The sequence below is a fragment of the Kitasatospora sp. NPDC008115 genome, assembly GCF_042957205.1.
Taxonomy (GTDB): Bacteria; Actinomycetota; Actinomycetes; order Streptomycetales; family Streptomycetaceae; genus Kitasatospora.
Genome location: NZ_JBIBHU010000031.1, coordinates 1 through 26475, shown reverse-complemented (window position 1 = coordinate 26475; position 26475 = coordinate 1). Strand labels below are relative to the sequence as shown.

Here is a 26475-nt window from a genome sequence, read left to right as displayed (position 1 = left end):
CCGGCCCTCGACCGCAAGGCCGGCAAGCAGCGCAGCACCGTCGAACGGCGCATCAACCGCCTGAAGAACCGGCAAGGCCCGGCCACCCGCTACGAGAAGACCGCCCACCGCCCTCCAGACAGGAGACTCCGCACCGCAGGAACCCTCATCCGGCCCGCCCGCCGATCCATGGGACAAGGACCTAGTTCCTTCCTCCGAGGCCGCGTGCGACCGGCGACCGATCCGCAGGAGGAACCTCCCCGTCTAGCGTGGCGATCATGAATGGCGCGGTGACGCCGGGACACCTTCCCGGGCGTTCCGGCCGCGTGCGGGCACGGCAGAGCACCCGACACCTCAGGGCGGGACACCGCTCCGGCGTCCGGCCGGCCCGCCCCCGAAGAACGAGGCCGGCGCGAACCCCCGCGCAGTGAAGGAGAGTTCCGCGCATGTCCAGTCGCACCGCCGTGGTCGAAGGCCTGATGGACCGCTTCCCGGACCTGCCCCGGGAAGCGGTGATCAAGGAGGACCTGCTGCGCGGCGGCATCGCCTTCGACGCCGCCGCGCTGAGCGACAACCACGACGGGGACATCAAACCGAAGTCGTACTTCATCTTCTCCTTCGACCACGGCACCCTGCCCGAGCTGGGCCAGGCCGCGCTGCGCCGCCCGCCGGAGGAGATCGTGCTGACCGGCGGGCCCTACGGGCTGCGCCGCACCGTGGTGTCGGTTCGGGTGAACCCCGCCTCGCCCTACCGGGTGGCGCCCTGCGCCGAGGGGAGGCTCGGTCTGTACCTGGACGGGGAGCGGATCGCCGATGTCGGCCTGCCGCCGATGCCGGACTACTACCGGCACACCCTGGCGAGCGGGAAGTCGGTGATGGAGGTCGCCCCGACCATCCAGTGGGGCTATCTCATCTATCTGACGGTGTTCCGCGTCTGCCAGTACTTCGGTGCCAAGCAGGAGTGCCAGTACTGCGACATCAACCACAACTGGCACCAGCACAAGGCCGCGGGCCGCCCCTACACCGGTGTCAAGCCCGTCGAGGAGGTGCTGGAGGCGCTGGAGATCATCGACCGGCACGATGCCGCCGGCGCCTCGACCGCCTACACGCTGACCGGCGGGGCGATCACCTCACGGGTCGGAGGGCTGGACGAAGCCGATTTCTACGGGCGGTACGCCAGGGCGATCGAGGAGCGGTTCCCGGGCCGCTGGATCGGCAAGGTCGTCGCCCAGGCCCTGCCCAGGGACGCCGTGCAGCGCTTCCACGACCACGGGATACGGATCTACCACCCCAACTACGAGGTGTGGGACCGCCGTCTGTTCGAGCTGTACTGCCCCGGCAAGGAACGGCACGTCGGCCGCGACGAGTGGCACCGCCGCATCCTGGACTCCGCCGGGGTCTTCGGGCCGCGCAACGTGATCCCGAACTTCGTCGCGGGGGTCGAGATGGCCGGGCCCTTCGGCTTCACCGATGTCGGCGAGGCCCTCGACTCCACCGTAGAGGGCCTGCGGTTCTTCATGTCGCACGGCATCACCCCGCGCTTCACCACCTGGTGCCCGGAGCCCACCACCCCCCTGGGCAAGGCCAACCCGAACGGCGCGCCGCTGGAGTACCACGTCCGGCTCCTTGAGGCGTACCGGGCGACGATGCAGGAGTTCGGACTGAGCTCGCCGCCCGGCTACGGCCCGGCCGGACCCGGGAACGCCGTCTTCTCCGTCAGCTCCTTCATGGACACCCTCCCCGCACAGCCGCAGGAGGCGACGAAGTGAACTTCCTGACACCGATCCCGGCGCTGTTCCCCGGCGCGTCGGGCCGTCTCGTCACCGCGCTGACCGCCCACCGGGCGACCGGCACCGGGGCGCCCCTGTCACCGGCGGACCTGGCCCGCGACGCGTCCGTGGCCGCCACCCAGGTGGAGGCCACGCTCTTCCGCCTCGGTCTCCTGGGCCTGATCGAGCCACGCGGACGGGGGGAGGATGTGCGGCCGGTGGCCGGGCACGTCGTGTGGAAGGCGCTGGACGGCTTGGCCGACCTGCGGCGGCACGTGGTGGAGGAGGTCCGCGCACGTGCCGCCGCGGACCTCACCCCGGCCCCGGCCCGGCTCGACATCGCCGGTCCCGTCGCCGACGGCACCGCCACCCACCCGGCCGACGTCCTGGAACTGATCGTCGTCCCACCCCCCGCGGCCCCCGAGAACTGGAGCGAGCAGGCGCAGCGCATGACCGCGCGGCTGGCCCGGCACCTGGGCAACGTCGTGACCCTTCGCACAGCGGCGACCGACGCCGACGCCGCCCTTCTCGCCGGCCCCGGGGCGACCCCCGTCATCCCGCCGCACAGCACGCGGTGACCCACCGGCAACCCCCCGGGGGAGGCGAACCGTGCCACCGGGGCGGGTGGCCGCTGACGCCGACATCGACACGCTCGCCCCCACCCTCGTCGGGGCCGGCCACCTGCTGTTCGCCGACCGGGCCGGCGCCCCACCGCAGGGCGCCGCCGTCCGCAGGATGGTGACCACCGTCATCGCCGGCGCCCTGCGGCCACCCCGGACGTAGGCCACCCCAGCCGCAGGCCGGGCCGCAGGCCAGGCACCGGAGGACTGCGCCGCGCCCACGAGGCCGAGCAGGTGCTCCGCTACGTGGACGAGAGCGGGGCCCGTCCGGTACACGACCGATACACGACTGCGCGACGGCGGAAGCCGCACCACGACCGGGCCGAAGCGCCGGTCGCGAAGCCTGTAGGCACACCCGGCGGCCACCGCCCCGGGACCCTGTCCCTCTGGCTCCGGGAGGCCGCCGTCGTGTCAGTCCCCACACCATCCGAAGACCGGGACCCGCGTACCGCGCCCGGCCGCCTTCCCCCGGTGCGCCGCAGGGCACTGTGGGCGGCCCTGGCCGTCGTCCTGATCGCCGGGACCGGAGCCGGCGGCGCCACCCTGGCCACCCGGCAGGGCGGCCACGCGGCCACCGGCAACGACACCCGGGCCGGCGGGGCGCTGGTGCTGCCGGCACCCGAGGCGATCGCCGCCCTCGGCCTCCCGTGGCCCCAGGAAGGACAGTCGGCGGTCGCGGCGGCGAACGTCGGCGTGCTCGGCGTCAAAGGACCGCAGCAGCCGGTGCCGATCGCGAGCGTCACCAAGGTGATGACGGCCTACGTCGTTCTCAGGGACCACCCGCTCAAGGACGGCGAGGACGGGCCGACGATCACGGTCGACGCGCAAGCCGCCGCGGAGGCGGGCTCGGCGGACGAGTCCACCGCCCCCGTCACCGCCGGGCAGCGCCTGACCCAGCGCAAGCTGCTGGAGGTGATGCTGCTGCCCTCCGCCAACAACGTGGCCCGGCTGCTGGCCCGCTGGGACGCGGGCAGCGAGGAGGCGTTCGTGTCCCGGATGAACGCGCAGGCCGCCCGCCTGGGGATGACCGGCACCACCTACACCGGGGCCAGCGGCCTTGAGGCCACGACCGTGTCCACCGCCGCCGACCAGCTCAAACTGGCCCGCGAGGCGATGAAGGACCCGGCGCTGCGGGCCACCGTCGCCCTGCGCGACACCACGCTCCCGGGCCGCGCCGCACCGCTGCACAACACCAACAGGCTGCTCGACCAGCCCGGAGTGGTGGGCCTGAAGACCGGTTCGACCACCTCGGCCGGCGGGAACCTGATGTGGGCGCTGGAGGTCGCCGACGGCAAGAGCGCCTCGGGACGCCGGCTCGTCTACGGCGTGGTGCTCGGCCAGCGCGCCGGCACCACCCCCGCCGACGGCCTGCGGGCCGCCCTGGAGCGCAGCGGCCGACTCGTCGACGCCCTGCGGCAGAAGCTGCCCGGCGTCCTGCCGGCACTCGACGGCGGCCGGCAGGAGTGGGCATGAGCGCGCACACCGGCACGGCCCCGACCACACCCCCGGCCGCGGACACCGCCCCCTCGCCCCACGGGCCCGGCAACGACGACGGGCGCAGACCCCGCCACCGGACGGTTCACCACCGCCTCCTTCGCCGTCCCGCCCGCCGTCCCGCAGGGCGGCGCGGGCGGCTGATCGCGGGGGCCGCCGCCGCGCTCGCCGCCCTGATGGCCCTGAGCCCCCGGCTGCCGAACGACCCGGCCAACCTCGTCAGCCTCTGGCAGACCGTGATGCCCTGGTCGGGCCTGGGCATCACCCTGCTCCTCCTCCTCGCCGCACTACGGCGCTGCGCCCCGGCAGCGGCCGCCGCCCTGCTGCCCGCCCTCGTCTGGACCGTCCTGTTCGCACCCGCCCTGGCCGACAAGCGCACGGACGGCGGGGACCTCACCGTCGTCAGCCACAACGTGAACGAGGACAACCCCGACCCGCGCCGCACGGCACACGCCCTGGCCGGCTCCGGAGCCGACGTCGTGGCGGTGGAGGAACTGGCCACCCGCGCACAGGAGACCTACCGGCACGAACTGGCCGCCACCTACGCCCACTCCCAGGTGCACGGCGGCATCGGCCTGTGGAGCAAGTACCCGCTCCAGGACGTGGAGACGGTGGACATCATGCCCTGGACCCGGGCCCTGCGCGCCACCGTCCTCACCCCCAAGGGCCCCGTCGCCCTCTACACCGCGCACCTCGCCTCGGTCCGGGTGCGCCCGGACGCGGGATTCACCACCGCCGCCCGCAACGAAGCGGCGGCCAAACTCGCCGCGGCCGTACGAAGCGAGCCGCTCGCCAGGATCGTCGTCCTGGGCGACCTCAACGGCTCCTTCGACGACACCGCACTGCACACGCTCACCGGGCCGCTGCGCTCGGCCCAGCAGGAAGCCGGCGACGGCTTCGGCTTCACCTGGCCCGCGCCCCTCCCGGTGGTGCGCATCGACCACATCCTGGTCAAGGGCATCACCGCGCGCTCCGCGTGGACCCTGCCGGACACCGGCAGCGACCACCTCCCCGTCGCCGCGTCCCTGCGGCTGTGACAACCCCGCCCGCCCGCACCGCCCCCGGCGGCGAGAGGCGCGCAGCAGCCCCCGGCCACGGAGAGCGGCCCCGAACGTGCTGGAATGATGACCCGACCCCGAGGCGATGACACCGGAGAACTCTTGTCCGCCACCCGAGTACCCGAAGCGGTCAACGTGCTCCTCGTCGAGGACGACGCGGTCATCCGCCGCTCGGTCCAACTGGCCCTGGAACGCTACGGCTACCGGGTCGACGTCACCGGGGACGGACTCGACGCCCTGGACGCCGTCCGGGCCGGCACGCACGACGTCCTGATCCTGGACGTGATGCTGCCCGGCCTCGACGGCATCAGCCTGTGCCGGCGCGTGCGCGAGGAGACCCTCACCCCCGTCCTGATGATGTCCGCCCGCGGCGACGCCCTCGACGTCGTGGCCGGCCTGGAGGCCGGCGCCGACGACTACGTGGTCAAACCCGTCGACATCCCCGTCCTCGTCGCCCGCATCCGCTCCCTGCTGCGCCGCGCCACCTTCCGCGACCACCAGGCCGCGGAGCCCGTGCGCGAGGAACCGGCCGTGGCAGAGGGGCCGGGCGGCGGCCACCGGCACCTGCCCGCCGGGGCGGCGCCGGACCTGCTCACCTTCGGCACCCTGACCATCGACCTGCGCGGCCTGGACGTCCGTCTGGAGGGCCGTGCCGTTGCCCTCACGCCCACCGAACTGCGCCTGCTGCTGGTCTTCGCGGAGAACCCCGGCACGGTCCTGGACCGCCGCCGCCTGCTGCGCGAGGTCTGGGACTACGGTTGGGAGGGCGACACCCGGGTGGTCGACCTGTGCGTGGTACGGCTGCGCAAGAAGATTGGCGCCGACCGCATCGAAACCGTCCGGGGCTTCGGCTACAAGCTTCTGCGGAGCTGACGCGATGACCGCACGGCGCACCGGCCCGCACCTGCTGGACCCGCGCTCCCTGCGCTGGAAGATCACCGCCCTGGTCGCGCTCGCCTGCGGCGCGGTCGCCGTGGTGATCGGCGTGCTCGTCCACCAGGCGACCGCGGAGCGCGGCGACCGCACCGGGCGCGACCTGGCGATCGCGCAACTGGACGCCGCCGAACGGGAGTTCTCCCGCACCGGCCGCCGCCCCGACAGCGCCTCCCTCGAACCCCGGGCCGACCTGCCCCAGCCGCTGGCCCGGGCCCTCGAAGAATCGAAGGGCCCGGGGGAGTACGTCCTGTGGTACGACGTCAAAGCACCGAACTGGTACTGGATGTGGGCGGCCGTCCCGGTCGGCGACGGCCGGGTGCTCGCCGTCCGGACCGACATGAGCGCCACCGTGCGCAGCCTCCAACTGCTGGACCGCAGCATCGTCAAGGCCGCCCTCGCCGCCCTGGCCGTCGCCGTCCCCGTCACCGTGCTGGCGGCGGAGCGGATGAACCGGCGCCTGCGCCACGGGTCCCGGACCGCCCGCCGGATCGCGGACGGCGACCTCGACGCCCGGATCGGCCGCCGGGGCCGCGCCCGGGACGAGATCACCGAGATGTCCACGGCCGTGGACGAGATGGCCGCGACACTGCAGGGCCGGCTCGCCGCGGAGAAGCGCTTCACCGCCGACGTCGCCCACGAACTGCGCACCCCGCTGATGGGCCTGGTCACCGCCGCCGGTCTGCTGCCCGAGGACGACGAGGCCACCGACCTGGTCCGCGCACAGGTCCGCACCCTGCGCGCCCTGGTGGAGGACCTGCTGGAGGTCTCCCGCCTCGACGCCGGCGCCGAGAGCGCCCGCCTCGACGAGGTCCCCCTGGGGGATCTCGTCGACGAGGTGAGCAGGAAGGGCGACGGCGATGTCCGGCTGCGGCTGTCGACCCCCGCCACCGTCCGCACCGACCCGCGCCGCGTGGAGCGGATCCTCACCAACCTCCTCGCCAACGCCCACCGGCACGGCACCGCCCCCGTCGAGGTCACCGTCACCGGCCCCCGGATCACCGTGCGGGACCACGGACCGGGCTTCCCGGACGCCCTCCTCGCCGACGGGCCGCAGCGCTTCCGCACCGGGGCCGCCGAACGCGGCCAAGGACACGGCCTCGGCCTCACCATCGCCGCCGGCCAGGCGGCGGTCCTCGACGCCCGGCTGACCTTCGCGAACGCCCCCGACGGCGGAGCCGTCGCCACCCTCGACCTCCCCGCCCCCTGACACACGACCACGCTCGCCCCACCAGGGCGGAGAACACCCGGATGGGGCCGTGCTCGGACATCCGGGTGACGCCCTCCCGCTGGAGCCCGTTGGTAGCGGGGCAGCCGTCCACCCCGCCTTCCCGGCCCGCCTGTCCCCAGCGCCCTCAGGGAGCGACAGTTCGTCGCTGGTGGGTAGCCGAGGGCGCCCTTCTCCCGGCCCGTGGCGGCCCGCTTGTCGCGGACGAGGCCCCAGGCGGCGTGGGCGCCGGTGGAAGGGCTCCAGTGGATCGAGCCGCCGTCGAAGTCACTGCTCGGGCTGTGGGGCCGCCCGGGCCGCGTCCCCCGCCCCCGGCGGCCCCCCCAGGGCGCGCGGGTCAGCTGCCGCCCGGGGCGTGGGGCCCGGCGCCGGACAGCGCGTCGGCGTAGATGCCCGTCATCGCCGTCACGGCCCGCCGCCGGTCCAGGTCCGGGTCCAGGCGGTGCTGGATGTTGATGCCCAGGGTGCCGCCGAGCAGCGCCGCCGCGACGCCCTCCGGGTCGGCGACGCGGGCGCCGGCCGCGCGCAGGTGCTCGGCGTACAGGCCGCGGATCAGGGCGTACTGCTGCGCGTACGTCTCGCGCAGGGCCGACTCGCGGCTCACCGCCTCGATCAGGAGCGTCGAGAAGATGCGCGCCTCGGGCCGGGACATCAGCGCGAAGTTCGCCTCGACCAGCGCCTCGACCCCGGCGTGCGGCCCGGCCTCGGCGAGGTGTTCGCGCAGGAACCGCGCACCCCACCCGAACGCCTCCTCCACGACCGCCTTCAGCAGCCCGTCCTTCGAGCCGAAGTGCCAGGCCACCGAGCCCCGGCTGATGCCCGAGCGCTCCGCGACGGCCTGGACGGACGCCGCGGCGGCCCCGCCCTCGGCGGCGAGGTCCCACGCGGCGGCCACCAGCCGGCGCCGGGTCTCGGCGGAGATCTCCTGCTTTCGGGTCCCACCCACGCGGTGTCCTTCCCAAGGTCGCGGCTGTCTGACGCGGCCGATCCTGTCATGCCGACCGGTCGGAACCGCAGCGGCGCCCCCCTTGCCTGTGTCGGGAGTCCAATCCTATGCTGAGCGTCCAATAACCGAGGAGGCCGTCATGGAACTGATCGACCTGACCAGGACGCTGGACCCGGCCGACCGCGAGCTGCTCCCCGAGCAACTGCGCGCGCTCGCCCCGGTGGTCGCGCCGTCCATCGCCTACGCCCACCCGGCCGGCGAGGGCCGCGAGCAGTTCGCCGCCGCCATGCACTGCGGTGTCGGGGACCTGCCGGACGGCGAGGGCTGGGGCGCGGAACTGCTCACCGACTTCAACTCCCACCTCGGCACCCACGTCGACGCCCCGCTGCACTACGGCTCGACCTGCGAGGGCAGGCCGGCCCGCACCATCACCGACATCGCCCTCGACGAGCTGTGGTGCGAGGCCCTGGTGCTGGACCTGCGCGAGTGGTGCGAGCCCGACACCCCGATCACCGTCGAGGCCCTGGAGTCCGCCCTCGCCGCCAACGGCGCCCCGGTCCCGGCCGGCGGCGCCGTCCTCCTGCGCACCGGCCAGGAGCGGTACGGACTGTCCGACCCGGAGTTCTTCCGCTACCCCGGGATGAGCCGCGCCTCGACGCTGTTCCTGGCCGGCCTCGGGGCCAAGGTCCTGGGCACCGACGCCGCGGGCTGGGACCTGAGCTTCCCCGTGATGGCCGCCCGGTTCCGCGAGGGCGGGGACAACGCCGTGCTGTGGGACGGCCACCGGGCCGGCCGCGAGCGGGAGGTCTTCATCGTCCAGCAGCTGACGAACCTCGCCGCGCTGCCCCCGTCGGGATTCCGGGTGGCGTTCTTCCCGATCAAGCTCGCCCGCGCGAGCGCCGCCCCGGCCCGCGTCGTGGCGTTCGTCTGACCCCACCCCCCGCAGGCCCGCCTCCCACCCCGCCCGGCCGGCCTCTCCCGAGCCGGCCGAACCCTCCCGAGAAGGGGAACCGACCGTGAAACTCGCAACCGTGGAGCACGAGGGCGCCGAGCACACCGCACTCGTCCTCGACCAGGGCGAGCGCCTCCTGCTGCTCGACCGCGCCCACCACCTGACCACCGGCGGACACGACCCCGCGCTGGCCACCATGCAGGCCCTCATCGAGGGCGGGGAGCCCGTGCGGCGGACCCTGGAGCGGCTCGCCGAACAGGCACCGCCGCAAGCGGTCGCCGCCGCGTGCGAGGTGCGATGGCTGTCCCCGCTGCCCAGGCCCGTGCAGATCCGCGACTTCGGCGCCTTCCTGGACCACTTCCGCAACGCCCGCTCCCGGATCCAGGGCATCCCGGCCGACCGGGTCGAGCTGCCCGCCGTCATGCTCGAACGGCCGCTCTACTACCTGACCAACCGGCTCGCGGTGACCGGCCACGACAGCGACGTCCACTGGCCCGCGTACTCCTCGGTGCGGGACTACGAACTGGAGTTCGCCTGCGTCCTGGGCCGCGGCGGCACGGACATCCCCGCCGCCGACGCCCCCTCCCACGTCTTCGGCTACACGATCTTCAACGACTTCAGCGCCCGCGACACCCAGCTGGAGGAGATCGCCACCGGGCTGGGCCTGAGCAAGAGCAAGGACTTCACCGGCTCGAACGCCCTCGGCCCGTGGATCGTCACCGCCGACGAGGTCGGCGACCCCTACCGGCTCACCATGACCGCCCGCATCAACGGCGAGGAGGTCAGCCGGGGCACCTCCGCCGACATGCACCACAGCTTCGCCGACATGATCGCCTTCGCCTCCCGCTCGACCCGGCTGCACCCGGGAGAGGTCCTGGGCTCGGGCACCGTAGCGAGCGGCTGCGGGCTGGAACACGGCCGCTTCCTGGAACCCGGCGACACCGTCGAACTCGAGGTCTCCGGCCTGGGCGTCCTGCGCAACCGGGTGGTGTCATGAACCGCGAAGCACTCGTCCTCGGCGTCGGCGCCACCCGCTTCGGCCGCCTCGACCACAGCGCCGGCGACCTCGCCGGATCCGCCGCGCACGAGGCGCTGCGCGACGCCGGACTCACCCCGGCCGACGTCGGCGCCGTCTTCCACGCCACCGTCAGCCAGAAGGCCATCGACGGCCAGCACATGATCCCCGGCCAGGTCGCCCTGCGCCCGCACGGCTTCGCCGGCGTGCCCGTGGTGAACGTGGAGAACGCCTGCGCGGGCGGCGCCACCGCCCTGTGGCTGGCGATCGCCCACGTCCGGGCGGGCCTGTCGGACGTCGCCCTCGCCGTCGGCGTGGACAAACTCGTCTGCGCCGACCCCGCCCGGTCACTGGCCGTGTTCGACGGCGCCATGGACATCGCCCACCGCGAGCCCACCCTCGCCGCCCTGGCCGCCCTGTCCGGCCCGCTGCCGCCCGAACTCGCCGTCGACGGCGACCGGTCGGTGTTCATGGAGATCTACGCCTCCCTGGCCCGCGCCCACATGCAGCGCTTCGCCACCACCGAGGCCCACCTGGCCGCGGTCGCGGCGAAGAACCACGCCCACTCCGTCCACAACCCCCGGGCCCACTTCCGCCGGCCCTTCACCGCCGAGGAGGTCCTGGCGGCACGCCGGGTGGCATGGCCGCTGACGGTGCCGATGTGCTCACCGGTCAGCGACGGGGCCGCCGCCGCCGTCGTGACCAGAGCCGACTTCCCCCACGAAGAATCGGCCGTGGCGGTCCTGGGCAGCGCCCTGCTGTCCGGCACCGACCGGGCGGCACACGACGCCGAACAGCACATCGGACGCCGCGCCGCGCTCGCCGCCTACGAGAGGGCCGGCCTCGGCCCGCGCGACGTCGACGTGGCGGAGGTCCACGACGCCACCGCCTTCGGCGAGATCCAGCAGGCGGAGAACCTGGGATTCTGCCCGATCGGCGACGGCGGCCCGTGGTCGGCCTCGGGCGCGAGCACACTCGGCGGCGCCCTCCCGGTGAACCCGTCGGGAGGACTCGAATCCCGCGGCCACCCGGTGTCCGCCACCGGACTGGCCCAGATCTTCGAACTGGTCACGCAACTGCGCGGCCGGGCGGGCGCGCGCCAGGTCCCCGGCGCGCGCATCGCCGTCGCCGAGAACGGCGGCGGCCTCTACGGAATCGAGGAGGCGGTGGCCGCCGTGACCATCCTGGGGAGGAGCCGATGAGACCCGGCTACGCGGACCTGATCCTCACCGCGCTGCGCAGAGCGCCCGAACGCACCGCCTTCCGCTTCACCGGCGACGACGGGACGAGGCACACCTGGACCTACCGCGAGACCGCGGAGCGGATCGAACGCACCGCGGCCGTGTTCGGGCGGCTGGGCCTGGCACCCGGCGACGGCATCGCCCTGCTGTGCGGCCCGGACCCGCGGGCGTTCACCGTCATGGCCGCCGCCTGCCTGGCCGGACTGCGCTACACGGCCCTGCACCCGCTGGCCACCGCGGACACCGACCGCACCGTCCTGCGCGACAGCGCCTCCCGCTGCCTGGTCGTGGACGACACCCGCTTCGCCTCCCGGGCCCGCCCCGAGCACACCAGGACGCTCACCCTCACCGAACTCGACCGCCTCGCCGCCGACACGCCCCCCGGCCCCGACGACCCGCGCGGCCCCGCCCTGTACCTCTTCTACACCGGCGGCACCACCGGCGAGCCCAAGGGCGTGATGCTGAGCGACCGCTCCCTGCTCGCCAACGCCTGGGCCTGCTCCACCTGGGCCTGGCCGCCGGACACCCGCTTCCTGATCACCACCCCCATGTCGCACGCCGCCGGCCTCCTCGTCGCCCCCGGCCTGCTGCGCGGCGCCGGCTTCGAACTGCACCCCTCCTTCGACCCCGACCGCGTCATCGATGCGATCGAACACGACGGCGTCAGCGCCACGTTCGTCGTCCCCACCATGCTCTACGCCCTGCTCGACCACCCCCGCCTCCCCACCGCCGACCTGTCGGGACTGGACTGGGTGCTGTACGGCGCCGCACCCGCCGACCCGGCCCGCCTCGCCCAGGCCCGCCGGCTCCTCGGCCCCGTGCTCAGCCAGCACTACGGCCAGGCCGAGGCCCCCAACGCGCTGACCGTCCTGGACCCCGCCGAACACCACGACGACCCGGCCGTCCTGGGCAGCTGCGGCCGGCCGATGCCCGGCGTGGAGATCACCCTGCGCGACCCCGACGGCCGGGAGGTGCCCACCGGCGAGAGCGGCGAACTGTGCGTGCGGGGACCACTCGTGATGGACGGCTACTGGAACAGGCCCGAGCAGACCATCGCCGCCCTCGAAGACGGCTGGCTGCACACCGGGGACATCGCCCGCAGAAGCCACGACGGCCTGATCACGATCATCGACCGGATCAAGGACACCATCATCACCGGCGGATTCAACGTCTACCCGCGCGAGGTCGAGGACGCCCTCACCACCCACCCGGCCGTCGCCGCCGCCGCCGTCTACGGCACCCCCGACCCGCACTGGGGCGAAGCCGTCACCGCCACCGTCGTCCTGCACCGCGGACAGCACACCACCCCCGCCGAGCTGACGGAGCACGTCCGCGCCCGCAAGGGCACCCTCTGGGCCCCGAAGCGGATCCACCTCGCCGACACCCTGCCCCTCACCGCCCTCGGCAAGATCGACAAGAAGCAACTCCGCACCCGGCCCCCCGGCACCAGGACCACCCCCACCCCATGAGACGGCCGCCCCGGCCGCCCCGGCCCACAGGATTGGGACAGCAGCCGGCTGCCCGGCGGGCCCCACCGACTCGGCGCCGGCGTGGCCGGGCGCAGCGAAGACCCGTCGCCCGACGGCTCGCCAGGACAATCGACCAGCCACCCGGCGCCCACCCGCCGCGGCCCCCGAAACCGGCAGCCGCCCGGTCCCGGGCGGGACCGGGCGGCTGCGTCGGTGCCGTCAGTCGGCGAGGGTCTCCAGGTGCATCTCGCCGTTGGGCATGCCGGCCGCGGCGATGCCGACCCGGCGACGGCCTGGTCCACCTCGCCTGGCCCGGACACCCCGACCTCCAGGCCCTCGAACAGCGAGGCCGACCGGTGGGCTGGACCGGGGTCCACGACAGCCTCGGCAACCGGGCCGCCCTCATCGCCGGCCGCCCGACCGCCCGGTCGCCGCCGCCGCCGACGGCGTCCCGCCGCTGCGCCCGGCACTCGGCCGGGGCCTCGGGAACAGGTGGCCCGCAGGAACCTGGTGCATCACCCCCGCAAGGCGGCGGCTCCGGTGATGAGGATCCGCGAGAACGGTTCTGACCGTGATTCCGTGAATGATCGTGATGTGCCGCGCGGCGGAGCCGGACGGTGTGGTCCGCGACGGGTTCCTGCTCGACGGAGGTCTGCGATCAGGACGCGGACCCTGTCCGGGGCGCGGCCCGGCGGGGGCGGCCCGCTCGCGGCGCAGCCCGCCCCGCCCAGCCCCGCCCCGCGCGCCACGCCACCGGCCGGACGGCCGTGCCGCCCGGCGCCACAAGGGGTGCCGGGCGGGCCGGTTCAGCGCAGCACCTCCAGCTCCGGCCAGTCGTCGCCGGGCCGGTCGAGGAAGCCGGTGGGCCGCCCCGTCAGGTACCGCGCGAAGAAGGCGGCGACGGCGGTGCGCTGGGCGGCCAGGGAGCGCCAGGGGTCGACGGTGCCGATGAGTCCGGCCGTGTCGGGGACCGGGAGGCGGCGGACGAGCTGGGGCAGGAGGACCTGGAGGTCGGTGTACGAGCCGTGGGCGGCGTTCCGCAGCCGCAGGGCGTGCCGGGGGCCGGTGGACGCCGCCCAGCAGGAGGCCCAGCTCGGTTCGCTGCGCAGGGTCTTCGTACCGGAGGCCATCAGCAGGAAGGGCTTGGCGAGGCCGCCGGCGGCGACGGGTCCGAGGAGGGCGCCGTCGAGGTCGGCCGCCGCGCGGACGCGGGGCTCGTCGTGGGCGAGCTGGGCGGCGACGCAGCCGCCGAGGGACTGCCCGAGCACGCCGGTCCTGGCCGGGTCGGTGGCTTCGGCGAGCCCGTCCGGGAGCGGGCCGGTGCCGGTGCCGGTGTCGGGGCGGTCCCCGCGGGCGAGCCGGTCGAGTGCGCCGAGGACGAAGCGGGCGTCGGCGAGGCGGGCCCGGCAGTGCCCGGCGAGGAGGGCGGCGATGACCTCCGGGGTGAGGTCGTCGGGGAGCGGGAGGGCGCGTTCGACCCGGCCGCCGGGGAACTCGACCTGTTCGGCCTCGTACGTGGAGTCGAGGGCGACGACGAGGTGGCCGCGGCTCGCCAGCTCCTCGACCAGGGTGGTGCCGAGGGCGCGCGAGCCGCCGTCGCCGGAGGAGAACAGCACCACGGGCAGCCGGCCGGCGCGGCGGGCGACGGGCGCGCCGGTGCGGGCGTGGGTCCTGATCCCCCGCCAGTCGGCGGCGCCGGCGGGGACACCGAGGGCCGGTGCGGAGTGCGCGTCCCAGTCGGCCGCCGCGGCCGGGGGCAGCCAGGGGGCCGTCGGGTGCCCGGCGCCGGGTTCCGCCGGGTACCAGAGGCCGGCCATGAGCTCCCGGTAGGGCTTGGCGGGCAGGAGGGGGTCGGGGCGGCTGTCGTCGACCAGGTGCAGCGCGACGGTGCCCACGGGCCAGGGCCCGGTGGGCGCGGGCAGGTGCAGCGGGAGGGGGGTGCCGGGCGCGTGCGCGGGGCGGCTTCCCCGGGCGGCGGCCGTGCGGTGCCCGGGGGCGGGGGCGGCGGCCACGGCGGCGAGCGCGGCGGCGCCGAGCGTGCCGAGCAGGGCGCGGCGGGTCGGGGGCATGGGCGGGCTCCTCGGGCGGTGCGGTTGCGCGGTCGCCACCAGGGTTGCGCCGCCAGGGCGTGCGGGGCGCCCTGCCGGTGGACGATCCCGCGGGTGGGCGCGGGTCGCCCCGGGGCGCGTCCGCTCCTCCGCACGGAGGAGACCCCGGTGTCCCGGGGTCTCCTCCGGTCTCCGCCGGTGGGCGGACGCCTCAGCGGGCGCGGGGGCCCTACCGTGGGGCTCCGGCGAGGACGCCGGACGACGCGGACGCGAGGACGGACACGATGACCGGGACCGGCGCGGTACGGACGGGCCCGCCGGGCGCCCCCGCCTGGCTGCCGGGGCGGGTGCCGCCCCTGGTGGCGGACGCCGCGCTCGCGGCGGCCCTGTTCCTGGTGACACTCGGGCCGGGGCGGGTGGCGGACGGTACGGGCCTCGCGCTGCAGACCGCTCTGGTGCTGCCGTTGGTGTGGCGGCGGCGGGCACCCCGGGCCGCGTTCGGGGTGATCGCCGCCGCGGCGCTCGCGCAGTGGCTGCTGGGCGTTCAGCTGCCGGCCGACGCGGCGTTGCTGGTCGCCCTCGGGACGGTGAGCGCGCGGGCGTCGTACCGGTCGGCGTGGGCGGCGGGTCTGGTGGCGGTGGCCGGGGCGGTGCTGGCGGCGGCGCGCTGGGCGCCCGAGGGCCGGTTCCTCGCCTCGGCCGCCGCGATGACGGCGGCGGTCGCCGCGAGCGCGCTGCTCGGGGCGAACGCCCGGATCCGGCGGGCCGCGCGGGCCGAGCGGCTGGCGTGGCTGGAACGGGACCGCGACGAGCGGGAGCGTCGCGCGGTGGAGGAGGAACGCGCCCGGATCGCGCGGGAGTTGCACGACAGCGTGACGCACGGCCTGTCGGTGGTGGTGGCGCTGGCGGACGCGCTCGGGCACGCGCAGCCGGCCGACGCCTCCGCCGTGACGGCCCGGATCGCGGAGACCGGACGGCAGGCGCTGAGCGACATGCGGCGGGCGCTGGGCCTGCTCCAGGACGCCGGTCCCGACGCGGGGCCCGGGGACGAGCGGCGCTCGCCGCCGGGGATCGGGCAGCTCGGGGCGCTGTGCGAGCGGATGGAGGCGGCGGGCCTCGTGACCCGGCTGCGGGTGGACGGCGAGGCCGCCGGGGTGCCGGCCGCGGCGCAGCTGACGGTGCACCGGCTCGTCCAGGAGTCGCTGACCAACGCGCTGCGCCACGCGCCGCAGGGGTCGCGCGCCGAGGTGCGGGTGTCCTGCGCGCCGGGGGCGGTCACGGTCGAGGTGACCGACGACGGGCGGGCCGCAGGGACCGGGCGGCCGGGGTCCGCCGGGTCCGGGCGGGGTCTCACGGGGATGGGGGAGCGCGCCGCGGCCTTCGGCGGGGTGCTGGAGGCGGGCCCGCGGCCGGGCGGCGGCTGGCGGGTCTTCGTTCGGCTGGACCCCGGGGGCGCGCCGTGAGCGTCCGGGTGCTGCTGGTGGACGACGAGGAACTGCTGCGGCTGGCGTTCGGCATGATCCTGCGCGCGGAGCCGGACATGGAGCCGGTCGGGGAGGCAGCCGACGGGGCGGCGGCGGTGGAGCTGGCGCGGCGGCTGCGGCCGGACGTGGTGCTGATGGACGTGCGGATGCCGGGCACCGACGGCATCGAGGCAACCCGGCGGCTGCTGCGCGAGGTGCCCGGGACGCGGGTGCTGGTGCTCACGACCTTCGACCTGGACGCGTACGCCTTCGAGGCGCTGCGCGCCGGGGCCTCCGGCTTCCTGCTGAAGAACAGCCGGCCGGAGGAACTGCTGGCGGCGATCCGCGACGTGGCCCGGGGGGACGCCGTGGTCTCCCCCCGGGTGACCCGGCGGCTGCTGGACCGCTTCGCGCACCGGCTCCCCGCCGCCGGGGGCGACGACGGCGGGGGCGATGCGGAGCGGCTGCGCGTGCTGACCGCGCGCGAGCGGGAGGTCCTGCTGGGGGCCGCCCGCGGCCTGACCAACACGGAACTCGCCGCCGCCCTCGCTCTCGCCGAGCCCACGGTCAAGAAGCATCTCGGCCGGGTCATGGCCAAGCTGGGTCTGCGGGACCGGGTGCAGGCGGTGATCTTCGCGTATGAGTGCGGGCTGGTCGGCCCTGCGCCACGGTAGTGCGCCGCGCCGTCCACGCCGGCCGGGTGCGGACCGCCATGCCGCAGCGGGTCGTCGACGACACCGGCCACGCTCTCACCCCGGCCTACCGGCCGGGGACCGAGAACCTCGCCCCGACGACCCGGATCACCCCGCCCGCCACCGGCGACGACACCACCCGCAAGCACGGCCCCGCCGGCCTCGCGGCCGGCAACCCAGGTCACCCCGGTTGTGTCGCACTTCCTGGTGGCTGGAAGGACTTGAGCGCGAGCTGAGGCCCGTGGCTGTGCCAGCCACGGCAGAGCGGGTCAGCCGGAGAAGTCGGCTCCCTTGACGTTCTCGAGTGCCTACAGCCCCGGCCCCTACAGCTCCGTCCACCTGCCTGCCCGTCGGTCCCGGTCGCCGAGCGGCTGCCAGATCGGCGCGGCCGGGCCGATCTGGACCAGGTCCTCGATCCGGGCGGCGCCGACCGGGACGGCGGTGAGCATCTCGGCGACGGCCGGGCTCTCCTCGGCGGCCAGGCGCAGGTCCGCCACCGCCGAGTGCACCGCTGAGGCCGCCGTGCCGACCAGGACCACCAGCAGTCGGCGTGGGAGCGCCAGCGCCGCTCCCACGCCCTCCCTGCCCCGTCCTCGCCCCCGCCTGCTCCCACACCCGGGCGCAGGCTGCCAGCTGCGCCGCGGTCTGCTCGTCGCCGGCCCCGAGGCGGTGGCGTTCGATGAAGGCGCGCAGCCGGTGCCGCTCGTCACCGGTGCCGGCGGTGTAGGCGAGGTGGGCGGCGGCCCGGTACACCCCGCCTTGGCCGGCGGGCAGCTCCGGGTGGGGGAGAAGGTCGGGCGGGCCGCAGGCCTCACCTCGGGCGCGGGCGTCGGTGACGAAGGCTGCGTGGATCCGCCCGACGTCCGGCAGGTGCTGAGCGCTACGACCCCCGCCCCGTCACCGGCGGGACGTCTCCGAACGCGCCGCCCGCGAGGCCGCCCACCAAGCCCGGCCTGGATGCGCCAAAGGGCTGGAGCCGTGGGGCCCAGCCCTTCCTGAGTCAGCGGCTACAGACCCGCCCGGTTCAGCAGCCACTCCCTGTGCTCACCCGGAAGGAACGGTGAGGCGCTCGCTGCTGCCTTGAGCCGACTGTCTCACCGTCTCCGCGCTCCCGTGCCCGGGCACGGGAGAAGTGGACCCGGCGCCGTCTCACCGGAACTGCGCTGAGCGCCGTGAACACCACCGTGGTGTTGGGCGGTAGACCCACCTGTCGATCGGTCAGGGTCACCCGTCAAAGGTCAGGCGGCTACCGCCCCGGGGCGGCACCGTCGATCGCGGCGAGCAGCCGGGCGTGGACGGCGGCGGCCGCTTCCCGGGTCGCCGGGTCCTCGCTCGTCAGCTGGGGCGCGATCAGCTCGGCGGCCGCGGCGAGGACCGGCACCGGGACGGTCGCCTCGCGCAGGTGGAGGAGTTGGGAGGCGGCACGCTCGCCGGGGGTGGCCTGGGCGCGGGCGTCGGGGATCAGGGAGGTGAGTCCCCGTGGGAGGGGTTGGCTGCTGGTCACCCGCCTCATTCTTCCGTGCTCCGGGCACGGGTGGTCACCACGGCCGGTCGTCGGGTTCCCCGTCAGGCAGGAGGCCGTGGTGGTGGCGGGCGATGGCCTCCAGCAGCGCCTGGCGGGCCTGGTGCCAGCGGATGTCCTTGGCGCGGCCGGCGTCGGCGGCCCATTTGGGCAGTGGCCGGTCCTGCGCGGCTGCGGCGAGGTCGCGGCCGAGTGCGCCGATCGCCTGCTGCCAGTCGGTCAGCTGGCGCAGCAGGCCGCGCACCAGGGTGTCGACCGCGGCCGCCGGGTCGGTGTTGAAGGTCCGTGCTTCGGCGGCGGCCTCCGCCAGGACGTCCTCGTCCAGGTCCTCGAAGGCCTCGCGCCAGGGCGCGGCCGCCTCGGTGAAGGAGGACAGGACGGTGCGCAGCCTGGTGTCGAGCGCGGTGGGCGACCATGGCGGCGGGGTGCGCGGTGGGTGGATGGTGGCGGACAGCATCCGTCCGGCACCTGGGGCGGCGAGCCCGCGCCGCACGGTCCCGCTCACCCGGCGGCCGGCCCGACCGGGCGGTCGAGGGCGCCGGTGCCCTCGCCGTTCGCGCCGCCGAGGTTTTTGACCACCCGCAGGTTCAGCTCGGCGGCGAGCGCGGTGTGCAGGGCCTGCGCGCATGCCTCCTCGTCGCGGCCGTCCTGGTGGTGCAGGGCGGTCTCGAAGGCCTCGGCGGCGCTGTCGACGACACCCCGGTAGGCGAGGCGGTCGAGCGGATCGCCGTGGTCGGAGCCGAGGGCCCGAGGCCGCCGGACGGGCAGCGCGCGGGCATCGCCGGCGGCGGCCAGATCGCCGGCGAGTGCGGTGAGCCCGCAGGACGGGAGGGCGGCGGCGACCGCGCAGACGGTGATCAGCGGCATCCGCTCGCCCGGGTGAAGCTCGGGCAGGGCGACGGTGGTGTGCGAGGCGCCGAGCACCACGTCCGCCGCCAGCGTGTAGCGCAACTCCTCGGCCGGCACGCCGTCGCCGCCGGGGACGATCTCGCGCCCGCTCGCCCGGACGCCCGCCTCGGCCACCCGCTCCAACGCCCGGGCGTGGCCCTCCTCGCCCTGGCGGCCGGCCGGCTCACGCACCCACACGGCCGCCGCCTTCCCCGCGCCGGCGGCCCGCCGCAGCGCGGTCGACGCGGCCGCGCGCTGCGCCTGGCCCTCGCCGTTGGGGGCCTCGAACCTGTCGAAGGGGCCGGAGTGCAGCGGCGGCGCGGACAGCGGAGAGGACGTCATACCAGTGCAACGTTGCGGGGCCCGGCCGGTCACGGGCAGCAGCGGGTGCAGCAAGGCCACCCCTGCTGCACCCCGGGCGTGCTGCTGCCCCCGTGCAGCTCGCGGTGATGCTGCGACGGCGGCGGCCGGCGCAACCAGCGGGTGCGCGGGGCCGGGCCGGGTGCGACGCCGCAGGTCGGTGCGGTGCGATGGGGACGCAGACGCGACCGCCGCAGGCCTCGGCCAGGCGGCTCCTGGGGCCGGTTGCGCGCACCGGCCCGGCAGGACGCGCACGCACCGCGTACAGCGCCGGGCAGTACGCCCCCTTCCCTGTGCAGCACGCCGTGCGCCTGCGCAGTGCGGGACAACCTGCTGCACAGCGGGGACAATCGTGCTGCGCACGGCTCCGGCGCTGCGCAGCAGGCGCTGAGGTCCTGCTCACCCGGCAGCAGTTCGAGCACGCCAACGAGGTGCGCACCGCCCACGGCGCCACCCCCTTCGCCGACCCGCGCAACGGCGCCGCCGACACCCTGCGCGCCAAGGACCGCCCGTACCGCATCGAGCCGACCTTCTTCGCCTACGCCGCCATCGGCGCCGACGACCTCGACCACGCCGCCCCGCTGGAGCGCCCGCCCGCGCTGAGGGCCACCACCGCCGCCGCCCACCCGGTGCGCTGCGCCACGCCGGAGGAGGCCCAGCAGCGGATCGAGGAGATCGCCGCGCTGCGCTCCGCCCTGCCGTCCGGCATCGACGGCGTGGTGGTCAAGGCCGACTCCGCAGCCGACCAGCTCCGGGACGTGATGATCCGGGCAGCAGTCGCCGAGCCCCGCGTGCACAACACGCGCCGCCACCCCGCCGGCCGGCTGGGAAACCTCGGAGTGCTCACCGACCAGCGGATCTTCGCCTACCTCGGCGTGGCCGGGTTCGGCAGCGCAGGACTCCCCGACGGCTGGGACACGGAGATCGCCGACCTGATCGCCACGCACCTCGTTCCCCCCGCCGCATCCGAAGTAGCCGCCCCTGGCCGGCACCCGCCCGGCCCGGCGCGGGCAGGGTGAACTCCCTCCACGCCGTCCCGTACGACTGTTCACGAGTCCGGCTCGTGAACGGTCACGAGATCCCGCCCGATCCCTGTGATCGGGCGGGATCTCTGCCTCATGGAGGCCGGGCTGTCCCTCAGTTGTCCGACCAGGGTCTGATGTGTGGTGGGTGGGACGGTGTCGGGTCGGACTTGTGGCCGATGCCGGAAACCGGGCTCCGCTCCGACGCGGGGGTGGGCCCCGTCCCGGGATCGTCTACGGCATGACGACAACGCAGAGCGCATCTCCCATGCGCAAGACCGTGTCCGTTCTGCCGGTGGAGTGGGCCGGTGAAGCGCCGTTTCCCGGGCGGTGGGTCGGCGGGGTCTCCCTTGTGCTGGGCCCGCTGCTGCTGACCACCGGCGTACTGCTGCGGTGGCCCTTCGACTTCTTCTTTCCCGGGCAACTCGCCGCCCGCGCCGAGCACCCTGGGCTGATGGCCGCTTCCTACGGTGCCTTCGCCGCCGGCACCGTACTGCTGTGGCCAGGTGTCGCCGTGCTCGCGGCCCGGATCGGGGGGATCCGGCCGGGACTGGCGCTGTGGGGTGGAGTGTTCGCGATTCTCGGGCTGTTCGCCCGGACGTTCCACGCGGGAGTGGACCACCTGGCCTTCCAGTTCGCGGACCGGCAGGGCGCCGAGGCGGCCACCCGCTTCGTGGACGAGGTCTACGGTGCCTTCCACGTCTTCAGCGTCCTCAATGCCGCGATCATGGGAGGCTGGATCCTGCTGGCAGCCGGCGCCTGGCGGGCCCGCGTGCTCGGCCCGGTCCGGGCTGTCGCTCTCGCGGCGGCCACCGCGCTGCCGCTCGGCGTACTCAAGGGCACCACGCCCCTGTCGGTCGTCGCGGTCGCCGGGCTGTGCCTCGCGCTCGTCCCGCTGGGCGTCAGCGTCCTGCGGGACGGCCCGGCGCCCCGCCGCGCCGCGGCCCTGTGCTGGAGCGGCCTGGTCGCCGGCGCGGTGGCGGCGATGGCCCTCCTCGGCCAGGCGGGTTGACCTTGTATGGTCGGGCCCATGAGTTTCCCGCGGTGGGTGCGCGGCGGTCGGCTGCTCGCGCTCGATCTGGCCGCGGCGATCCTCCTGGCGGCCGCCTACCTCGGCTTCGCCCGCATGGCGGGCAGTGACACCCAGCCCGCCTACACCGGTCCGGTGTGGGCGGGCTGGGTGGTGGCCGTGGCGGTCGGAGCGCCGGTCGCGGTACGGCGGCGGTGGCCGATCCCGGCCGCTGCCGCCGCGCTCGTCGCAGTCGCGGCCGCCACGCTCCTCGACCTCACCCGCGAGCCCTACCTCGCCGTCGGCCTCACCCTGTACCTGGTCGCCCTCGCCGAGCCGCCGCGTCGCTCTGCACCCGTACTGGCCCTGGCACTTGCCGGATCGGCGGCCGCTGTCCTGACCGGGGAAGCCGTGCTCACGCCCGCTGAGACCTGGAGCGGTGCGACCGGTGTCGCCGCCATGGTGTGGCTGATCCTGGGCAGCGGCTGGGCAGCGGGCTTCTCCGTACGCCAGGGCCGGGCCCGGGACCAGGAGCGGGCCAGGCGCCGAACCGAACAGGTCGTTGTCGACGAACGGCTGCGCATCGCGCGGGAGTTGCACGACATCGTGTCGCACAGCCTCAGCCTGATCGCGGTCAAGGCGGGCGTCGCCGGGCACGTCGCCCCGACCCGCCCGCAGGAGGCGCTCGACGCGCTGCGGGTCATCGAGCGGACGAGCCGCGCGGCCATGACCGAGATGCGCCGCACGCTCGGCCTGCTGCGCGCCGACACCGCCGCGAGGCCGGGGGATGCCGCACTCGGCCCCGCGCCCGGTGTGGACGAACTTCCGCTCCTCGCCGAGCAGGCCCAGCAGTCGGGCCTGTCCGTGGAGTTGACGCTCCGGGTGTCGGGCGAGCTGCCCGCAGGTATCGCCCTCGCCGTGCACCGCATCGTCCAGGAGAGCCTCACCAACGCGGTCAAGCACGCGGCGCCCGCCCGTTGCTGGGTGGACGTCGAGGCGAACCCGCGCGAGGTGCGGATAGACGTCACCGACGACGGCCGCGGCGGTGGCGGGCTGCCGGTGGGCGGCCACGGCTTGGTCGGCATGCGGGAACGGGTGATGATGTACGGCGGAACGTTCAGGGCGGGCCCGCGCCCCGAAGGGGGGTTCGCGGTCGCTGTCCGCCTGCCACGGGACGGCGCCAGGGGGAGCAAGTGAACGATGCCGCGATCCGCGTACTCGTCGTCGACGACCAGGTGTTGCTGCGGGGCAGCTTCCGCATCCTCGTCGAGAACGAGCCCGGCCTCACCGCGGTCGGTGAGGCCGGCGACGGCGCCGAGGCGGTGGAGCTGGCCCGGATCCACCGCCCGGACGTGGTGCTGATGGACGTCCGGATGCCCGTCATGGACGGCATCGAGGCGACCCGGCGGATCTGCGGCTCCCCGGAGACCGCCGGCGTACGGGTGCTGATGCTGACCACCTTCGACCTCGACGAATACGTCTACGCCGCGCTGCGGGCGGGCGCGGCAGGCTTCCTCCTCAAGGACGCACCGCCCGCCGACGTGCTGGCAGCCATCCACGTGGTGGCCTCCGGGGAGTCGCTCCTCGCGCCCTCGGTGACCCGTCGGCTGATCGAGGAGTTCACGCGCCGCCCCGAACCCGCCCAACGGGCCGCCAACACCCTGATCGGGGTGACGGAGCGGGAACGGGAGGTTCTCGAACTGATCGCCCGTGGGCTGGCGAACGACGAGATCGCGACGCATCTCCACCTGAGCATGGGCACGGTGAAGACCCACATCGGCCGCCTCCTGGCCAAATTGGGGGCCAGGGACCGAGCCCAACTGGTGATCGCGGCGTACGAGGCGGGGGTCGTGGCGGTGTAGGGCTCCGGCCGGCCGGGGCGGATGCCCTGGGCTTGAGAAACGACCCCCAACGTGACGCAACCACACCCGGGAGGGCGACCACGTCCAGGCCCCGCTGCGCGTCGTCGCCGACGGCCGGCTGGTACGCCCGTACGTCACCTGGCTCATCGACTGCGCGACCAAGGTGATCACCGGGGTGGCGGCCACCCCGGGCTGCCCCTCACACGCCTTGATCCTGGCGGCGCTGCGCTCCGCGGTGCTGCCGACTGTGGCAGCACCTCAAGGACATCGTCGCCCGACGCGGCGAGCGCGACGTGCCCCGCGCGCCGGTCGAGGCGTCCGTGCGGGCGGGAACGCCCCCACGGCCTGCTTCTCCGGGATGCCGATGGCGGGCTGCTGCGTGCCGGCCTGCCCGCCGTGCTGCGCAGTGCTGAGCGGGCCGGGGTGTGGGTCACCGGTCCGGCGTGGGGGTGTGATGAGGAGTGTCGGGGCGGACGTGGTGGCCGAAGCCGGTGAGGGCGCTGGCGACGGCGGCGGTGAGCGCGTGTGCGGCGTGCTGGACGACGGCGGGTTCGTTCTCGTCGTAGGGGTCGGTGGCGTCGGGTCCGACGCGTTCTTGCTCGGGCCGGTCCCGGCAGAGGATGAGGTTCTTCTCGCTGACGTCGGCGCCCATGCCGCCGGGGTGGGTGTCGCGGCCGTCGCCGTGGTCGAGGTGCATGGGGATGCCGATCCTGGCGAGGTCGGCCTGCACCTGTGTGGTGAGGTCGGCAGACGGTTGTCCGTCGAGCGCGCGCGGATCCCGGGATGGAGCGTCACGGGGTGGTCAGGGGTGGTAGTTCTTCGCCTGTTCGGGGTTGGCGTCGTTCGGTGGTTCCCTGGCCCGCCCGGCCTCCGCCTGCCCGCTGCTGCGCCCGCACCGTGTCGGCGTCCTGGCCCCCGGGTCCGTCGAGGGCGCGGTGCCGTGCCTCCCCCCACCGCACCGCTGCGCCCTGGCGGCCCAGTCGGTGCCCACGTGCCGGTCACGCTGTTCGGGCGGCTTCCGGGCCCCTGACAGCCGTCCTTCGGCCCGACCGTCCTGATCGGCCGCCAGGCCGGTCCCGCCGCGCCCGGCTCGGCGGTCCTGTCCGGGCGGTACGCGTGTCTGCCTGGGTGGCCGCCTCGCCGCGGTCCGGGCCGCCCTGGCCGTCGCCGCGTCCGGCTCTGCTGGGGCCGTGTTCAGGTGAAGAGGTCGGGACGGGGACAGGCTTCGAGGGCGAGATGAGGGCGGTCGGCCCATTGCCACCAGACGTGGCCCAGGGGACAGCCCCAGACAGCGCGGCATGTGCGCTTGCCGTCGTCGTCCCGCTTGAAGAGAGCCATGGCGAGCCCCGTGAGGGGCCGGTCGCACGTGGGGCAGGTTGGCGTCTTCTTCTCGGCGGGCACGGCAAGCACGCTACCGGCCGCACATGCCGAGGGCCATGACGATCTGGTACTGGGTCTCCCATGTACGGGCGTCGCGAACCTCCCGTCGGAGGGCCTCCAGCAGCGCCGGGCCCGCGGCCGGGTCGGCGAGCCGGCGCAAGCGCGAGGCGGCGGAACGCCGCTTGGGGGATAGCCGGTGACCGAGCTGCGCCGCGGCTTCATCCAGCGTCAGTGCCATCCTGGCCCCCTTCTCGCCGACTGCGTCTTCGACGGCAGCGTATGCCCCGGTTCTGACAGGCGATTCGGCTCCCTGCGGCTGACCACCCCCGCTGCCGATCAAGATCGAGTGGCAGAAGCGCCCGCCCGTCAAGATCGTTTGGTCGGGTGGCCCCGGGGAATCTCACCCCGGGGCTCCCACAGATCCCGGCGTGAACCTCTCGGTTCACCGGGCTCTTGTCGTCCTGGTCACCTGGACCGCGGAACCGTGTTCATCCAGACCCAGTGTGCGAAGAAGCGGGGCCGCAGTTTCACGGCCTGCTCCCAGGCGATCTGAGCCTTCTTCCGGCCCCGCAACCGTTTGTACTTGCTCTGCGACCACCGCATCACGTAGGCATTGATGCGGGCCAGGAGGGGATACAGCGCCGACCGGTAGAAGGCGCCGTAGTAGTTCATCCAACCCCACACGACCGGGTTGATCCACCGTGCGAGATCCGTTTCGGAAAGGTTGACGTGCTGGTGAAGTCGCCAGGACCGCACCCGCGCACTCATCATCTTCATGGCGTCCTTGCTGACCGCCGGGTTGAAGCCGAGGAACATGTTCCCCGTCTTCATCCGCACCCCGCGCGCCCGGAACGTGAACCCCAGGAACGTGAACGCCGTGTGCTCATACGAGCCCCGTCGTGTTCCGTCCTTGCAGTAGACGATCCGAGTCTTGTCCGGGTGCAGTTCCAGGCCGACCTCGGCCATCCGTTCCTCGATCGCCGTCAGCACCATTCGCGCCTGGGCCTCGGAGACGCAGTGAACCACCGCATCGTCCACGTATCGCTCGAACCCGATGGCGGGGAACTCCCGGACCATCCAGGCGTCGAACGCATAGTGCAGAAACAGATTGGCCAGGACGGGCGACACCGATGATCCTTGCGGGGTTCCTCGGTCTCGCCGCTGAAAGGTCCCGTTGGGCAGTGCCAGCGGCGCACTGAGCCACCGCTTCACATACAGCACCACCCACGGCCGGTCGGTGTTCGCCTGCACCGCCTTGACGATCAGGTCCCAGGGCACGGAGTCGAAGAACTTCCGGATGTCCAGATCGATCACCCAGTCGTTCTTCCAACAGCGCTGCCGACAGGCCCCTACCGCGTCCAGCGCAGACCGCTTCGGCCGGTAGCCGTAGGAGTCCGGATGGAAGATCGGCTCGACCTTCTGTTCCAGCTCCTTAGCCACGACCGTTTGCGCGATCCGGTCGGCGACGGTCGGCACGCCCAAAACTCTCGTGCCCCCGCCATGCGACTTGGGGATCTCCACCGCG

26 protein-coding genes and 2 pseudogenes are annotated in these 26475 nt (G+C 74.7%); 18 read left to right on the top strand and 10 right to left on the bottom strand.

Annotation, left to right across the window (positions count from 1 at the left end):
• Window positions 1-425: 425 nt before the first annotated feature.
• From ACFZBX_RS30960 to ACFZBX_RS30930, 7 genes and pseudogenes are all read left to right on the top strand, one after another.
• Window positions 426-1748, top strand: a complete 1323-nt coding sequence (locus ACFZBX_RS30960) for a radical SAM protein (RefSeq protein WP_391537127.1) — start codon at window positions 426-428, stop codon at window positions 1746-1748.
• Window positions 1745-2326 carry a hypothetical protein gene (locus ACFZBX_RS30955; RefSeq protein ID WP_391537126.1) on the top strand — a complete coding sequence of 194 codons (582 nt, stop codon included), beginning with the start codon at window positions 1745-1747 and terminating at the stop codon, window positions 2324-2326. The genes ACFZBX_RS30960 and ACFZBX_RS30955 overlap by 4 nt, the downstream gene beginning before the upstream one ends.
• Before the next feature lie 40 nt (window positions 2327-2366).
• Window positions 2367-2531 (top strand): annotated as a pseudogene (locus ACFZBX_RS30950) (TetR/AcrR family transcriptional regulator); the annotation flags it as partial.
• A gap of 308 nt (window positions 2532-2839) precedes the next feature.
• Window positions 2840-3841 (top strand): D-alanyl-D-alanine carboxypeptidase family protein, encoded by a 1002-nt coding sequence (locus tag ACFZBX_RS30945; RefSeq protein WP_391537125.1) that lies wholly within the window; start codon window positions 2840-2842, stop codon window positions 3839-3841.
• On the top strand, window positions 3838-4899 hold the full coding sequence (locus ACFZBX_RS30940) for an endonuclease/exonuclease/phosphatase family protein (protein WP_391537124.1): 1062 nt from the start codon (window positions 3838-3840) through the stop codon (window positions 4897-4899). The genes ACFZBX_RS30945 and ACFZBX_RS30940 overlap by 4 nt, the downstream gene beginning before the upstream one ends.
• 87 nt (window positions 4900-4986) lie before the next feature.
• Window positions 4987-5793 (top strand): response regulator transcription factor, encoded by an 807-nt coding sequence (locus ACFZBX_RS30935; RefSeq protein WP_391537123.1) that lies wholly within the window; start codon window positions 4987-4989, stop codon window positions 5791-5793.
• A gap of 4 nt (window positions 5794-5797) precedes the next feature.
• Complete coding sequence (locus ACFZBX_RS30930; RefSeq protein ID WP_391537122.1) at window positions 5798-7063, top strand: sensor histidine kinase; 1266 nt, start codon at window positions 5798-5800, stop codon at window positions 7061-7063.
• 197 nt (window positions 7064-7260) lie between these two features.
• Here ACFZBX_RS30930 and ACFZBX_RS30925 read toward each other — a convergent pair.
• Window positions 7261-7422: pseudogene (locus ACFZBX_RS30925) on the bottom strand (hypothetical protein); the annotation flags it as partial.
• Window positions 7419-8027 carry a TetR/AcrR family transcriptional regulator gene (locus ACFZBX_RS30920; RefSeq protein ID WP_391537121.1) on the bottom strand — a complete coding sequence of 203 codons (609 nt, stop codon included), beginning with the start codon at window positions 8025-8027 and terminating at the stop codon, window positions 7419-7421. The pseudogene ACFZBX_RS30925 and the gene ACFZBX_RS30920, both read right to left, overlap by 4 nt.
• 139 nt (window positions 8028-8166) lie before the next feature.
• Here ACFZBX_RS30920 and ACFZBX_RS30915 point away from each other — a divergent pair, with 139 nt between their 5' ends.
• The 4 genes from ACFZBX_RS30915 to ACFZBX_RS30900 all read left to right on the top strand — a co-directional run bounded on the left by ACFZBX_RS30915 (window position 8167) and on the right by ACFZBX_RS30900 (window position 12704).
• Window positions 8167-8958 carry a cyclase family protein gene (locus ACFZBX_RS30915; RefSeq protein WP_391537120.1) on the top strand — a complete coding sequence of 264 codons (792 nt, stop codon included), beginning with the start codon at window positions 8167-8169 and terminating at the stop codon, window positions 8956-8958.
• Between the two features lie 85 nt (window positions 8959-9043).
• Complete coding sequence (locus ACFZBX_RS30910; RefSeq protein ID WP_391537119.1) at window positions 9044-9976, top strand: fumarylacetoacetate hydrolase family protein; 933 nt, start codon at window positions 9044-9046, stop codon at window positions 9974-9976.
• Complete coding sequence (locus tag ACFZBX_RS30905) at window positions 9973-11196, top strand: thiolase family protein (RefSeq protein ID WP_391537118.1); 1224 nt, start codon at window positions 9973-9975, stop codon at window positions 11194-11196. Before ACFZBX_RS30910 ends, ACFZBX_RS30905 begins: the two co-directional genes overlap by 4 nt.
• Window positions 11193-12704, top strand: a complete 1512-nt coding sequence (locus tag ACFZBX_RS30900) for an AMP-binding protein (protein WP_391537117.1) — start codon at window positions 11193-11195, stop codon at window positions 12702-12704. Before ACFZBX_RS30905 ends, ACFZBX_RS30900 begins: the two co-directional genes overlap by 4 nt.
• An 806-nt stretch (window positions 12705-13510) precedes the next feature.
• Here the strand turns inward: ACFZBX_RS30900 and ACFZBX_RS30895 are convergent.
• Window positions 13511-14773, bottom strand: coding sequence for an alpha/beta hydrolase family protein (locus tag ACFZBX_RS30895; protein ID WP_391537116.1), 1263 nt, complete (start codon window positions 14771-14773; stop codon window positions 13511-13513).
• A gap of 263 nt (window positions 14774-15036) precedes the next feature.
• On the opposite strand from ACFZBX_RS30895, the gene ACFZBX_RS30890 reads away from it, so the two are divergent.
• From ACFZBX_RS30890 to ACFZBX_RS30880, 3 genes are read left to right on the top strand one after another with little or no spacing between them, the layout of a single operon-like run.
• Window positions 15037-16215 carry a sensor histidine kinase gene (locus ACFZBX_RS30890; protein ID WP_391537115.1) on the top strand — a complete coding sequence of 393 codons (1179 nt, stop codon included), beginning with the start codon at window positions 15037-15039 and terminating at the stop codon, window positions 16213-16215.
• The gene (locus ACFZBX_RS30885; protein ID WP_391537114.1) at window positions 16212-16889 is read left to right on the top strand and encodes a response regulator; all 678 of its coding nucleotides are present in this window, start codon (window positions 16212-16214) and stop codon (window positions 16887-16889) included. Before ACFZBX_RS30890 ends, ACFZBX_RS30885 begins: the two co-directional genes overlap by 4 nt.
• Window positions 16890-16927: 38 nt before the next feature.
• On the top strand, window positions 16928-17143 hold the full coding sequence (locus ACFZBX_RS30880; RefSeq protein WP_391537113.1) for a hypothetical protein: 216 nt from the start codon (window positions 16928-16930) through the stop codon (window positions 17141-17143).
• 87 nt (window positions 17144-17230) lie between these two features.
• Here ACFZBX_RS30880 and ACFZBX_RS30875 read toward each other — a convergent pair whose 3' ends face one another.
• The 4 genes from ACFZBX_RS30875 to ACFZBX_RS30860 form a co-directional block, all read right to left on the bottom strand.
• On the bottom strand, window positions 17231-17482 hold the full coding sequence (locus tag ACFZBX_RS30875; protein WP_391537112.1) for a hypothetical protein: 252 nt from the start codon (window positions 17480-17482) through the stop codon (window positions 17231-17233).
• Window positions 17483-18153: 671 nt separating this feature from the next.
• On the bottom strand, window positions 18154-18411 hold the full coding sequence (locus ACFZBX_RS30870) for a hypothetical protein (RefSeq protein WP_391537111.1): 258 nt from the start codon (window positions 18409-18411) through the stop codon (window positions 18154-18156).
• 34 nt (window positions 18412-18445) lie between these two features.
• Window positions 18446-18886, bottom strand: coding sequence for a hypothetical protein (locus tag ACFZBX_RS30865; protein WP_391537110.1), 441 nt, complete (start codon window positions 18884-18886; stop codon window positions 18446-18448).
• A gap of 44 nt (window positions 18887-18930) precedes the next feature.
• Window positions 18931-19659, bottom strand: a complete 729-nt coding sequence (locus ACFZBX_RS30860) for a hypothetical protein (protein WP_391537109.1) — start codon at window positions 19657-19659, stop codon at window positions 18931-18933.
• A 107-nt stretch (window positions 19660-19766) separates the two neighbouring features.
• Between ACFZBX_RS30860 and ACFZBX_RS30855 the strand changes: the two genes are divergently transcribed.
• From ACFZBX_RS30855 to ACFZBX_RS30840, 4 genes are all read left to right on the top strand, one after another.
• Window positions 19767-20696 (top strand): hypothetical protein, encoded by a 930-nt coding sequence (locus ACFZBX_RS30855; protein WP_391537184.1) that lies wholly within the window; start codon window positions 19767-19769, stop codon window positions 20694-20696.
• 244 nt (window positions 20697-20940) lie between these two features.
• Window positions 20941-21711 carry a hypothetical protein gene (locus ACFZBX_RS30850; protein ID WP_391537108.1) on the top strand — a complete coding sequence of 257 codons (771 nt, stop codon included), beginning with the start codon at window positions 20941-20943 and terminating at the stop codon, window positions 21709-21711.
• Window positions 21712-21729: 18 nt separating this feature from the next.
• Window positions 21730-22905, top strand: a complete 1176-nt coding sequence (locus ACFZBX_RS30845; protein WP_391537107.1) for a sensor histidine kinase — start codon at window positions 21730-21732, stop codon at window positions 22903-22905.
• Window positions 22902-23570 carry a response regulator gene (locus ACFZBX_RS30840; protein WP_391537106.1) on the top strand — a complete coding sequence of 223 codons (669 nt, stop codon included), beginning with the start codon at window positions 22902-22904 and terminating at the stop codon, window positions 23568-23570. Before ACFZBX_RS30845 ends, ACFZBX_RS30840 begins: the two co-directional genes overlap by 4 nt.
• A 430-nt stretch (window positions 23571-24000) precedes the next feature.
• On the opposite strand, the gene ACFZBX_RS30835 is transcribed toward ACFZBX_RS30840, so the two are convergent.
• The 3 genes from ACFZBX_RS30835 to ltrA form a co-directional block, all read right to left on the bottom strand.
• Window positions 24001-24300: a hypothetical protein gene (locus tag ACFZBX_RS30835; RefSeq protein ID WP_391537105.1), complete on the bottom strand. Its 300-nt coding sequence runs from the start codon at window positions 24298-24300 to the stop codon at window positions 24001-24003.
• 681 nt (window positions 24301-24981) lie between these two features.
• Complete coding sequence (locus ACFZBX_RS30830) at window positions 24982-25188, bottom strand: hypothetical protein (protein ID WP_391537104.1); 207 nt, start codon at window positions 25186-25188, stop codon at window positions 24982-24984.
• Between the two features lie 227 nt (window positions 25189-25415).
• The coding region (ltrA, locus tag ACFZBX_RS30825) for a group II intron reverse transcriptase/maturase (RefSeq protein WP_391537103.1) at window positions 25416-26475 on the bottom strand (1060 nt) is incomplete at its 5' end.